The organism is Rhodospirillaceae bacterium (assembly GCA_018660465.1).
GTDB lineage: Bacteria > Pseudomonadota > Alphaproteobacteria > Rhodospirillales > JABJKH01 > JABJKH01.
The window spans coordinates 15,681-28,453 of sequence record JABJKH010000008.1; the positions used below are offsets into that span (position 1 = coordinate 15,681).

A 12,773-nucleotide genomic window follows, 5' to 3' on the forward strand; every position below is an offset into this window, starting at 1 on the left:
GATTATGCCAAGGGTTACTGATAATGGTCCTTATAGACAAGGAGATGTTTCGGCATGGCGACGGCGAAGATAACGCTGGAAGATAAATACACGGTAACAGACGGGCGGATTTTAATCTCCGGCGTTCAGGCCTTAACGCGCCTGACTCTGATGCAGCGACGCAGGGACTTGGCTGCGGGCCACAATACGGCGGGCTACGTATCCGGCTATCGCGGGTCGCCTTTAGGAACCGTCGATACGGAATTCTGGCGCGCAGCAGAAATTGTCGAAGACCATCACGTAAAATTTCAAGCCGGGGTTAACGAAGACCTCGCCGCGACCGCGATCTGGGGCAGCCAACAAACCAATCTATTCGAAGGTGCCAAATACGATGGCGTGTTCGCGATGTGGTATGGCAAAGGCCCCGGCGTCGACCGATCAGGTGATGCCTTCCGCCATGGCAACCTAGCCGGCACGTCGCCTTTGGGAGGTGTCCTGGTGATCGCTGGAGATGATCCGTCGTGCATGTCTTCCACGGTCGCCAGCCAGAGCGAGGTAGCGCTGATTGACGCTCAGTTCCCAGTGCTTAATCCTTCCACTGTTCAAGACGTTCTTGATTTCGGCATTCGGGGCTGGGCGATGTCTCGGTATGCAGGCTGCTGGGTCTCCATGAAAACCACGTCGGAATTGATGGATTCTTCAGCCACAGTTGATGTCGGCGCGGACAGAAATAACGTCACCCTGCCGACAGACTTCGACATGCCGCCCGACGGTCTTCATATCCGTTGGCCCGATTCGTCGTTGGATCAAGAACGCCGCTTGCGCCATCAGAAGTTAGAAGCCGCCAAAGCCTTCGCCCGCGCAAACCCCTTCGACCGTATCGTTGTGGACAGTCCAAACCCCCGCATCGGCATCGCCACCACAGGCAAGTCGTATCCTGAAGTTATGCAAGCCTTGGCTGACTTCGGTATTGGTGATGATGCAGGTGTGAGGGTCTACAAGATCGGTCTGACCTGGCCGCTGGAGCAAGAGGGTCTGCGCCGCTTCGCCAATGGTTTGGATGAAATTTTTGTCATCGAAGAAAAGCGCCCCATCATTGAGCCTCAGATCAAAGAAATTCTTTATGATCTGCCGTCAGACAATCGCCCCCGCGTTGTGGGTTCAACCGATGAGACGTGTGCGGAACTCATTCCCTCCTACGGCGTTTTAAGCCCTGCACAAATTACCGAAGCCCTCGCCGATCGATTATCTCGATATATCGACGTTCCATCGATCCAGTCTAGATTAGATTTCGTTCGCGGTCGTATCCAGTCCCCGGCTGCATCTAAATCCAAACGCACCCCGTATTTCTGCTCCGGATGTCCGCATAACACATCGACCCTGACACCGGAAGGAACGCGCACGTTGGCCGGCATCGGCTGTCACACCATGGCGATCTGGATGGATCGCGAAAATTCGGTCTATACCCATATGGGGGCAGAAGGGGCGAACTGGCTTGGCCAAGCGCCCTTCACCGAAACTGATCATGTCTTCACCAATATTGGCGATGGGACCTATTTCCACTCAGGTTTGTTGGCGTTACGGGCGGCGGTCGCGGGTGGCGTCAACATGACCTACAAGATTCTCTATAACGATGCCGTCGCCCTCACCGGTGGCCAGCCTATGGATGGGCCGTTGGATGTGCCCATGATCACGCGGCAAGTACGGGCAGAGGGCGCGGGGCGCATCATCGTGGTTAGCGACGAGCCGGATAAATATCCCCTCGGTGCCGACTTCGCGTCCGGCGTCACCATCCATCACCGAGACGAATTGGATGAACTGCAGCGCAATCTACGCCATGAAAAAGGCATTTCGGTCCTGGTCTACGATCAGACCTGTGCCGCCGAAAAGCGCCGCCGACGTAAGCGCGGCGAATTCCCCGACCCGCCCCGGCGCGTCTTTATCAACGAAGCCGTCTGTGAAGGCTGCGGCGACTGTGGTCGGGCGTCTAACTGTGTCTCCCTAGTCCCTGTCGAAACTGAATTTGGCCGCAAGCGGGCCATCGATCAATCGGCTTGCAACAAAGATTACAGCTGCTTGAACGGCTTTTGCCCGGCCTTGGTGACCGTGCATGGGGGTGCGCTCCATAAGCGCGCTGCCTTGGCTGAGGATGAAACAGTCTTTCCACCCCTGCCCGAGCCAGAAATTCCCAACACAGCAACGCCCTACGGCATCGCCATTGCTGGTATTGGTGGAACTGGGGTGGTCACGATTGGCGCGCTGCTCGCTACCGCAGCACACATGGAAAACAAGGCAGCGTCCCTGCTGGAGATCACCGGCATGGCACAAAAGAACGGCGCCGTCTTCGCCCACTTGCGCATCGGTGACAAAGCGAATGCTCTCCATGCCCTGCGGTTAGGGCCGGGCTCTGCGAACCTACTTTTAGGATGTGACCTGGTTGCTTCAGCGGGAGAGGAAACCTTGGCAGCACTCACCCCTGGGCAATCTTCTGCCGTGGTCAATCGACATGAAACCATGACGCCTAATTTTTTACAGTCCCCTGACTTGGTATTTCCCGGCGAAGAACTCGTAGGCGCTTTAGAAAATGCGGCTGGATCTGATCGTACCCACGTCCTGGAAGCGACCAAGATTGCGACGGCCCTGTTGGGTGATTCTATTGCAACCAATCTTTTCCTTGTCGGGTTTGCCTACCAGAAAGGATTGATCCCACTTCATGCAGCGAGCATAGACGCCGCCATTGAACTCAATGGAGTCGCTGTCGACTTTAACAGGAACGCATTCATCTGGGGGCGCCATGCGGCCCATGATGGTGATTGGGTTAAAGACCTTGCCGGGTTTGGAACGGATCAGGTAGTGGAGCGCAAATCCATCGTTGACCACCGCGCCGATGAGCTGATTGCCTATCAAGATGAAGCCTACGCCGCCCGATACCGGGCTTTGGTTACACGAACACAGCAGGCCGAAGACGCCTTGGGGAAATCGGGTCTCGCCGATGCCGTGGCGCGATCTTATTTCAAGCTGCTGGCCTATAAGGACGAATACGAGGTCGCACGGCTGTTCACAGAGAGGCCCTTCCAGGATAAGCTTCGGGCCCAATTCGATGGTGAGATAAAACTATCGTTTCATCTCGCGCCGCCCTGGCTGGCAAACCGTGACCTTCGCACAGGCGAGCCCAGGAAAAAGGAATTCGGCAGCTGGATGATGCGCACGTTTCGCGTCTTGGCGAAGTTCAAAAACCTACGCGGCACGCCTTTCGATCCCTTTGGCAGATTGAAAGAACGACGAACAGAACGCCGCCTAATCACCGAGTTCGAAGCTCTCATGGATGATATTCTGGCTAATCTTTCTGCGGATAATTTTGAAACCGCCTGCGACTTAGCAGCGAACGCCCAATCAATCCGAGGCTTCGGCCATGTGAAGGATAAATCAATCGCTAAGGCGAAGACGACGGAGCAGTCGTTGCTGACGGCATTCCGCAGTCGCTAAATCACAAACCACAAAAGCGCTGGCAAGGTCGCGAATGTCAGTAGGGTTGAGATCATGGTTAGACTTGCGACGTCTTCTGGGTCCTGTTTAAAGGTCACCGCGAATAGATAGCTGAAGACCGCCACAGGCATGGAAGATTGTAATATCACGACGCCCTTAGCCATTCCTTCAAGCCCCATGAGTTCTGCAACCAAAATGCCCACCACAAAGCCTGATGCCAATCGAAACACTGAAAGTGGCAAGGCCCGCTTGAGGCTGCCCATTTTGATTTGACCCAAGGTAATCCCCAATGTGATCAGAAGCAGCGGGATGGTGATGCCGCCCAAAAGCTTGGTGGTTTCTAAAATCCATTTTGGTGGCGTCATATCACCGCTCATAAACACCAACGCCACGGCAACGGCATAGAGGATCGGCTGGCGTACGGCGACTTTGAACGTCATTGATCCAGCCGCGATTCCCAGCCCCAACGTAAACTGTGCAATCGCGATGATGGAAAATAGGGCGATGGCCAGGGCCAATCCTTTTTCACCAAACGCAAACAGCGCCAACGGCAAACCCATATTCCCCATATTCGGCAGGATCAACGCAGGCAAAAATGACCGTTGGGGCAACCTAACCATCGCCAGCATTGCCCAACTCACCGCCAATGCCCCCGCCAACACGGCCAGAGCGGCGATGGCCATCTCGCCAAAAGCGGCCGGATCGAGGTTGATTGCTGTCAGGGTATAAAACACCAAGCACGGTGTGCCGATATTAAGCACCAGGGCGCTAGCCAGTGTCGTATCAGAGGGTAAGCCCGCCTTTATCCAGCCATACCCAATCGCCGTACAAATAAATACGGGGGCGACGATCTCAAGTAATTGAAGCAGCATGGCCGGAAGTCTTTTTCGTGGTCGTTAAAAAAAGTTCCTGGAAACAATCCAGATAAAGGCCAGACCAATCACCGTAAATAACGAGCCAATCAGCATCTCTACCTTACGGGTGGCGATCAGACCCTGAAGCCGGGGGCCAATTTGCCCACCGATGATCACGGCAGGCACCGTATAGCAAATTAGGTTCCAGGGCACCGCATTAATCCCACCTTCCTGTATCATCTTGGAAAACTGCGTAAACGACGCGCTCATCACGGTGATGATCACCACCAAGATGGACGTCGCCGCCGCAACAGGAATATGAACCCGATACCGACGCGCCAATAGGGGAAGCGTAACTTCTCCAATCCCAACCCCAAGCACACCTGTTAACAGTCCACCAAGTCCGATTAGTGCTCCGCCCTTGCGTGGCCAATGGAAGTGATAGTTGTAGGTGTTGTTATCCCGGTCCGTTACCGAACGTTTTTCAATGGGATACGACGTATTGTAATGGATCGCGCCGTCTTCGCCGATATGTTCTTCGTCAACAGAGTGGCCCTTTAACAGAACATAGGCCAGGATCAACATCAGCAGTCCATAGCCTAATTTCAAAAGTTCTTCGTTAATCACGAATGCCAGCAAAGCCCCGGCGATGCCACACGGCACAGCAAAAACCAGAAATGACTTCGCCATACCGTAATCAATTAAACGGCGACGGCGATAGCCGACAAAACCCGATGCGAACCCGAATGTTTCGGTAAACAACGCGACGGCTATGGACGCGACCATGGGCTGAACGTACTCAGGCCCAAGAATTGGGAAAATAATTGCAAAAATCGGAATAAAATAAGCTGCGCCCCCAATTCCGCTCAACATCGCGATTGTCGCGACACATATCGAAATCGGAAACATGAACCAATATTGGACCCAATCCATAAACAGAACCCCTATTTGAGTGGATCACCGCGTCCCCGGAGAAATACGAGGAAAAACAACCGCACGGCAGATTTTGAATAAACACCAATTTCACGAACCGGTGGAGTTATTAACAGAAGCAAGCTATCCCTAGCAAACGCTTCTAATTAATCAAAATAAGTCTGGCAATTCACATTGTCGTGGCTACTTTCATATATGGTTAGCAATCTGTTAATATCCGTTGGTGTAGATAGGACATAGAGCTAACTTGGAAAATTATTTTATTTCTTAGGGAGAATTGGCGTAAGATACGCGTGCTGCGGTCCAAATCTAGGGAAGCATATTCCTTCATTGGGTTCGCATGAGTACTATCTTATGCTTAGTTGGGCGTACGAGTGCTGATAAATGGCTGAACAGGCAAGCTTTCCATACTGGCAAAAGCGTATTTCGGAAACCCCGGATGCGGAGAACTTGTCCGCGACCGTGCAGGATGCCGTTCAAGCTATGCTGGCCGAGCATAAAGTAGGCGATCAGGCGTGCGCTGACTTGTCCGGGATGATCATCGCATTCATCAATAAAAAGTCAGAGTTATCTGATAAAAAAATCCGTGCGACCAAGGCCTTAACGCCATTTTCGCTCCTTCCGAAACCGAAAGCTGGTGCAGCGGCGGGTGCAGGTGCTGCGATGGCTGCGGCTGCGGCGGCCGCGGTCACTGAGCCAGCGGCAGATCCTGAACCTAAGCCAGAAGCAGCGGCCCCTGCCCCTGCTGCAAAACCAGAGCCAAAGCCTGAAGCTGATGACCCCGCCCCACCACAAACCGAACCAGAGGAAGCGAAGGAGGAGGCTCCCGCTGAACAACAGGTAGCTGCGGGTCCAGGATTTGAAGAGCTTCTGATCAAATATCTGGCCAAGCATATTCTCCTACGCTTAAAACCGTTTCAATTGCCGGATTCAGGTAGCGAACCACAGCCCTATATATTCTCGGAGAAATTTGCCAATCGATTTAGTGATGCAATTCAGAAATATATCGGCCCCGAAGTAATAAAAAATCGTCGCATTCGTAATATGGGAACGTCGGTTAACCCAGCCGAACTAAACGACGCGTATTTTGAATATCAATTTTCCCTCTCTGAAAAAGAAAATACCGTCCGCACCTTGTGGTTAGAACTCATGAATACGACCCAGGGAACGGTCCGAATGGAACAGAAATCCCGTAAAAAGAAGAAGAAAGGCAAGGATGCCAAGGGAGAAAAGAAGGGCTTCCTCGCGAAACTTGGTTTGAAAAAATCAGAAGAACCAGCAGTCGGTGGCGCGACGGGCCCAAAAGTTGAGTGGCCGATGAAATTTTGGGATGCCGTGACCAAACCCGCGAAAGAAGATAATTACAGCCCACCGAAACTGGATGATTTTGGCCTTTTCCAAGTCCTCTTCGATTACAAACTTGATGACGTTAAAAACAGCCTTCAGGCCACAGCCCAGATTATGGATGAGGAATACCAGTCTGGAGAGCCTGGTGCGACACGGCGATTCATCTGTGATCGGGTCGATATGTATCCAGATTATTGCGGTGAACTAATTGCCTTATGGGCCTACTACGCCCATCCTGCGGAATACATAAAACAAGTTCATAAATCGTTTGTCGCAAGCCAAGGCCGTTCCGATGGTGAACGTAAGGCGCGCCTAATATTCTATCTGCGTTGGACTGAGAACCCGATTGGCAAAGACGAAGAAGTCCCTGTCGAGGAATAGACCGCTAGGCAATGAGTATTGCCCGAAAATCATTTACATTGGTTTGGGTCGGACCGGTTATCACCAAATCTCCCAACGCATCGAAGAACCCATACGCATCATTGTTGGCCAGCATGGCCACGGCATCCAATCCCAAATTCTTAGCCCGAGCCAGCGTATCTGGGCGAAGGATCGCACCTGCGTTGTCTTCACTGCCATCTATGCCGTCTGTATCGCACGCAATGGCCCAAATCCCAGGATGCCCGTCCAATTCAATCGCTAAGGACAGCAAATACTCGGCATTGCGCCCTCCCCGACCTGTGCCGGTTAATGTCACTGTGGTTTCCCCACCTGAAATTAAGACTCGTTTTTCCTGCCCAGATTGCAGCGCCTGATGAGCGTGATCGCCCGCAACTTCTCGGGCCTCGCCCTCTATATCGTCACCCAATACAACCGCCCTAACGCCTTCTTTCTCGGCATATTTTGCGGCCGCTTGCAGCGCCTCAGCAGGTGTGGAGATCAGGGCGAACGACGATTTCGATAGGCCCGAATCACCAGGTTTCGGCGTTTCCATGGCCGGGTTGTTCAGGCAATCCATAACAGTCGGGGAAACCTCCAGCTTATACTTATCCACAACGGCTCTTGCGTCGGCCAAGGTCGTTGGGTCGGCGACAGTTGGCCCGGAAGCGATTACCGCCGGATCATCGCCAGGAACATCGGAAATTGCCAAGGTCACAACGGTCGCCGGATGGGCCGCCACCGCCAATCGTCCGCCTTTTACCGCAGACAAATGCTTACGAACGCAATTCATTTCCGAAATATTGGCCCCAGAGCGCAGCAATGCCCGGTTCACCGCTTGTTTTTCATACAGGGTCAATCCAGGTGCAGGTAATGAAAACAGCGCAGACCCCCCGCCAGAGCATAGACACAGAACCAGATCATCACTGCTAAGACCTTGAACTCGGCTGAATATCTCTTCCGCGGCTTCATTGCCTGCGGCGTCAGGCAAGGGGTGCCCAGCCTCCACCACACGAATGTTCTGACAATCCATCCCGTGCTCATATCGCGTGACCACAAGCCCAGTTAGGTTCCCGCTCCAGTGTTCTTCAACTGCCCGCGCCATGGAGGCCGCAGCTTTTCCAAAACCGATAACGACAGTTTTGCCTTTCGGTGCAGGCGGCAAATGGCCTTGGATCACCTTTAAAGGGTCAGCGGCCGCAACCGCCTGCTCAAACAAAGACTTCAAAAACGTTTCATTCATCATGAATACTTATTATTTTTAGACCTTGGTCATTTTAAACCTTGGACACCGAATTTAACGGAGAATAAAGGGCTAATGGTATAAATCTAACATATAATTTATCCGATTTTCGGGCCGGTGTCGGTATGATAGACTGGTTACGTTCGTGATCTGAGGGCAGTAAAGAATGCTGAAATTCGTTTCAAAAGCGCTGATGTCTGTGGTGCTGGATAAGAACGCCCGCAAAAAGTTAGAGGGCCGCAGCGCGTCCAAAAAGAAAAAAGTCGTAAAAAAGCAGGTTCGGGTGGAAAAAACCATCGTTCACAGCTCCGGTGCGGCGGATCCGTTAGCAGAAGACGCCCAGGCGATTATGGAAGTCCTCGCCGAAGCCCGCCAAATGATTGCCCCGGGCGATAACCTGGAGCCATCGGAACCTGACAAACTACGGCACCAACTGCAGCAACGCCGAACCGGCACCCACCAAGCCCTGGACCAAGCGCTGGATTCATTATCGACGCGGAAAAAAAGTATGACACCGGAGCGGCAAGCGCTGATAAATGGCGCCGTGGCTTTAACCAAAATGAAGGCCAACGTTTTAGACGACTTGGCACCGGAACAGCGTGAAAAGCTCCAAGCCATGGCAGTAGCGACCTTCGCCGGTCAAATGGCCCCACCCAAGGGCCGGAAATAAGCAGTGAACGGCGATTAGCTTGCCAAAAACCCCGCCAAGAATTTCACCAGAAACCAAAGCTTTAGCCAGCAGCGTAATGGCTGGCGATGTCCGTGCTTTGGGCAAAGCCATCACCCTTATTGAATCCAGCCGCAGCGACCACAGGGAAACCGCGATCGGACTTATTGAAAGACTATTACCCCACGCTGGAAACGCCATTCGCGTAGGGCTTACAGGCATTCCGGGAGTCGGTAAATCTACCTTCATCGAAGCTCTGGGGCTGCAATTAATCGACCAAGGCCACAGGGTCGCCGTATTGGCTATTGATCCCACCAGCAACCGATCAGGCGGTTCTATTCTAGGTGACAAAACGCGTATGGAAAATTTATCTCGCCATGAAGATGCCTTCATCCGCCCTTCCCCCTCACGTGGCACTCTTGGCGGTGTGACACGCCGCACCCGCGAGGCAATACTTTGCGTTGAAGCCGCTGGATTCGACGTGGTGATTGTGGAGACCGTTGGCGTCGGCCAATCTGAAGTTTCTGTTGCCGATTTGGTCGATGTGTTTGTCTTGCTGTTGGCACCTGCGGGTGGTGATGAACTGCAAGGTTTGAAGAAAGGCATTATCGAAGTAGCTGATATTGTCGTTGTGAATAAGAACGATGGTAGCCTGACCCATGACGCGGAACGAACCCGCCACGACTACGCCCAGGCCCTGAGCCTATTGCAGCCCTTGTCCCCGGTTTGGATGCCGGAAGTTTTAAAATGCTCGGCACGGGCCCCTGATGGTATTGACGAAGTCTGGGACTCGATTAAACGCTGCCAAAATGCGCGCCAATCCTCGGGAGAAATTGTAGAGCGACGCAACGCACAGGCCTTGGCCTGGATGTGGTCTGAAGTCCAAGATTTGGCCCTTGAGCGCATCAATGGGAGCCCAAATATACGCGCCCGAGCTGTTGAACTCGAACACAGCATCACCGTCGGTGATATTTCGCCAACATCTGCCGCGAATTCATTATTTGAGACCTATTTAGAAAATCTAGAAACATCCCCCAAACAATCGAAAAACAAATAAAATCCCTAATTCTCAATCATTTAGACAATTTTAACCTCTATCGTTAACCATAGACGTGTTATGGAGTCTGGGATTTACTAGATAGTTGCGTTAGGATTGGTCTAGCTTTCTTGTACAGGAAAGCGTCTGAGTAGGGATTGGTGCGCGGTATGCCGGCCACAAGTAAAGACTTAAATGCTGAATTGGTTAGCCTGTTTTCTTATGTAACGCGGCTGCGCCAAGAAATTGCATCGATTAACCGTGGCCAAGGCGGAACCGAACAATTTAAGTCCATGAGCGATCAATTGGATGCAATCGTCGAAGCGACGGAAGAAGCGACTAACACCATCATGGAATCCATGGAAGGCAACGAAAACGCCGTAACAGAACTTCGCAAATCCATTACCGATCCGGAGCAAGTCAAATATCTAGATCAAATTGTCGATAATGGCAGCAACGTCTTTCAGGCTTGTGCTTTTCAAGACATCACCGGCCAACGGGTCTCAAAAATCGTCAAATCGGTGATTTACGTGGAACAACGGGTTCATAACCTGGTCGACATCTGGGGTAAATCTGAGCTGGAAGAGATCGAAGTTGAAGAGCAGGAAGAAACAGAAGATGAAAAACTTCTGCGCGGACCGAAGCTTCAAGGACAAGAAGCCTTGGACCAGAACGACATCGACTCTTTGTTCGATTAGGTAATATTTTTTCCTGCAAGCGGCCAATCATTGCTACCAAGGCGAAAAAATTTTCGCTAAACTCCCTCAAATAAATTTATATCAACCGGTTGAAGTGATCTCATGCTGCGCACAATCTTCCTCGCCTCTGCCCTCTTTCTATCAGGACTATTCATGACTCAAAACAGTTCCGCCGCCGATTTAGAAAACACCCTTTATTTGGACCTGACGTATGGACGGGTGATTATAGAGATGCGGCCCGACTTGGCGCCTAAGCATGTCAAAAGGATCAAAGAACTGGTGCGCTCGGGTTTTTATGACGGCCTCACGTTTCATCGGGTCATTCCTGGGTTTATGGCCCAAGGTGGTGACCCCAGTGGCAATGGCACTGGCGGTTCCGGCGTCAACATACCCGCAGAATTTTCCAGCGAGCCGCACCGCCGTGGAACCTTATCCATGGCCCGTTCGTCTGATCCGAACAGCGCCGACTCGCAATTCTTTATTGTCTTTGGACGGACACGGCATCTGGACGGAAAATATACTGTTTGGGGACGGGTGGTGAAGGGCATGATCCACGTCGGCAAAATCAAAAAAGGCACGTCGGGCAACAATGGATCCGTGAGCGACCCCGACAAAATCGTCCGCATGCAGGTAGCCGCCGACGTCAAATAGACGTTCTAGAGTCTCTGGGCCCCGGGTTTACCCTGTTCAACGATAAATGATGCTCGGGTTTTGATATCAGCTCCTGGGCTGGAGACATGATCAACAACGCGAAAATCTGTTTGCCATTTCTTGGGTGAGACTTCCGCCCGCACGTAGCCGCGTTGGTAGTTGAAAAATTTGAAATGCGGGTTCTTCTTCAACCGCTTGCGCCCCTTGCGCGTCATATCCCGACCATCACCGTTCGATGAAATCGACGTTCCGATAAATTCCGTTCCAATAATTTGTGAGTCGGAATCATCAAAGTCGGCAAGCAAATCCGCCACCCAGTTGCGATGATTGTCACCGCTTAGCACAATCGGATTTGGCACCTTATTTTCACGCAGGACATGAAACAACCGATTGCGAGACGCCTGATAGCCCGACCACTTGTCGAACATGTTATGGCCCGCAACCATATCCGCCATGATGACCTGCTGTGCCAAGACATTCCAAATCGCACGGGTTCGCCCCAATCGTCGATAAAGCCAAGCCTCCTGAGCAGGGCCGAGGATGGTTGCCGACAGGTTTTGCATCGCCGCATTCGTTTTCGGCAGGGGCGTCCTAAATTGGCGGGTGTCGAGAACATTCATGTCCATCAAATTGCCATATACGAAGTACCTGTAAAGCCTCATTTTTAGTCGATCCGGCTGCGACATCACGCGAAGTGGCATGTGCTCGTAATAGGCCCTGTAGGCATTTTCTCGACGCTTCGTAAAAGGAATTTCAGAGACCTTCTTACCAGGGATTAGTCCCGCATAATTATTTTCCACCTCATGATCATCCCAGGTCACGATCCAAGGGTGCGCCGCATGGCAGGCCTGTAGGTCTTGGTCCGACTTATAAAGCGCGTATCGATTGCGATAGTCATTCAACGAAAGTATTTCATCTGAATTGTGCTTTCGGGGAAAGATTGGCCACGCGCCGTTTTCATAAATGTAATCACCTAAGAATAAGACAAAATCCAAATTTTCCCGGCTCATATGACGGTGTGCCGTGTAATATCCCTGTTCGTAATTCTGACAAGATGCAAAGGCGAAGCGTACCTGCTCTGGTTTTGAAAATGGCGACGGGGCGGTTCGGGTTCTCCCGATTGGGCTGGTAAATTTTGCAGTGTGAAATCGATACCAATAAGAACGCCCAGGTTGCAGACCCTTAACATCCACGTGCACGCTATGAGCCCAGGCGGGATGGGCCACTGTTTTACCGGTTTGCACGATTTTTTTAAAGCCGCTGTCCGTCGCCATTTCCCAGTGAACATTTTGTGGCTTAGGCAACATGCCGCCACCGTTTAAAGGGTCAGGTGCCAACCGTGTCCACAACACCACGCTATCGGGAAAGGGATCGCCTGATGCAACACCGAGCGTAAATGGGTAGTCACTTCCCGCTTGGGCACCCCCCATCCCACCAACCATCAAAGCAGTTGCGGCACCTGCCATGATCTGACGCCGTGTAAATGAGGAAGGATTATTCT

Annotated in this window: 10 protein-coding genes; 6 read left to right on the forward strand and 4 right to left on the reverse strand. The window is 52.1% G+C overall.

What is annotated here, in order from left to right:
* Positions 1-54: 54 nt before the first annotated feature.
* Positions 55-3,465 (forward strand): indolepyruvate ferredoxin oxidoreductase family protein, encoded by a 3,411-nt coding sequence (locus HOM51_01415; GenBank protein MBT5033153.1) that lies wholly within the window; start codon positions 55-57, stop codon positions 3,463-3,465.
* Here the strand turns inward: HOM51_01415 and HOM51_01420 are convergent.
* Together HOM51_01420 and HOM51_01425 are read right to left on the reverse strand one after the other, a co-directional pair.
* Positions 3,462-4,337: an AEC family transporter gene (locus tag HOM51_01420; protein ID MBT5033154.1), complete on the reverse strand. Its 876-nt coding sequence runs from the start codon at positions 4,335-4,337 to the stop codon at positions 3,462-3,464. The two genes, HOM51_01415 and HOM51_01420, sit on opposite strands and share 4 nt — an antisense overlap.
* 24 nt (positions 4,338-4,361) lie before the next feature.
* Positions 4,362-5,252 (reverse strand): sulfite exporter TauE/SafE family protein, encoded by an 891-nt coding sequence (locus HOM51_01425; GenBank protein ID MBT5033155.1) that lies wholly within the window; start codon positions 5,250-5,252, stop codon positions 4,362-4,364.
* A 384-nt stretch (positions 5,253-5,636) separates the two neighbouring features.
* On the opposite strand from HOM51_01425, the gene HOM51_01430 reads away from it, so the two are divergent.
* Positions 5,637-6,980: a hypothetical protein gene (locus tag HOM51_01430; GenBank protein MBT5033156.1), complete on the forward strand. Its 1,344-nt coding sequence runs from the start codon at positions 5,637-5,639 to the stop codon at positions 6,978-6,980.
* 4 nt (positions 6,981-6,984) lie between these two features.
* Here HOM51_01430 and HOM51_01435 read toward each other — a convergent pair whose 3' ends face one another.
* Entirely contained in the window at positions 6,985-8,223 is a 1,239-nt protein-coding gene (locus HOM51_01435) for a glycerate kinase (protein MBT5033157.1), read from the reverse strand.
* A gap of 163 nt (positions 8,224-8,386) precedes the next feature.
* Between HOM51_01435 and HOM51_01440 the strand changes: the two genes are divergently transcribed.
* The 4 genes from HOM51_01440 to HOM51_01455 all read left to right on the forward strand — a co-directional run bounded on the left by HOM51_01440 (position 8,387) and on the right by HOM51_01455 (position 11,272).
* On the forward strand, positions 8,387-8,890 hold the full coding sequence (locus HOM51_01440; protein ID MBT5033158.1) for a hypothetical protein: 504 nt from the start codon (positions 8,387-8,389) through the stop codon (positions 8,888-8,890).
* A gap of 76 nt (positions 8,891-8,966) precedes the next feature.
* The gene (gene meaB / locus HOM51_01445; protein ID MBT5033159.1) at positions 8,967-9,944 is read left to right on the forward strand and encodes a methylmalonyl Co-A mutase-associated GTPase MeaB; all 978 of its coding nucleotides are present in this window, start codon (positions 8,967-8,969) and stop codon (positions 9,942-9,944) included.
* Positions 9,945-10,093: 149 nt separating this feature from the next.
* Positions 10,094-10,621 (forward strand): hypothetical protein, encoded by a 528-nt coding sequence (locus HOM51_01450; protein ID MBT5033160.1) that lies wholly within the window; start codon positions 10,094-10,096, stop codon positions 10,619-10,621.
* A gap of 102 nt (positions 10,622-10,723) precedes the next feature.
* The gene (locus HOM51_01455; GenBank protein MBT5033161.1) at positions 10,724-11,272 is read left to right on the forward strand and encodes a peptidylprolyl isomerase; all 549 of its coding nucleotides are present in this window, start codon (positions 10,724-10,726) and stop codon (positions 11,270-11,272) included.
* 5 nt (positions 11,273-11,277) lie between these two features.
* Here HOM51_01455 and HOM51_01460 read toward each other — a convergent pair whose 3' ends face one another.
* The gene (locus HOM51_01460) at positions 11,278-12,738 is read right to left on the reverse strand and encodes an alkaline phosphatase (protein ID MBT5033162.1); all 1,461 of its coding nucleotides are present in this window, start codon (positions 12,736-12,738) and stop codon (positions 11,278-11,280) included.
* Positions 12,739-12,773 lie beyond the last annotated feature (35 nt).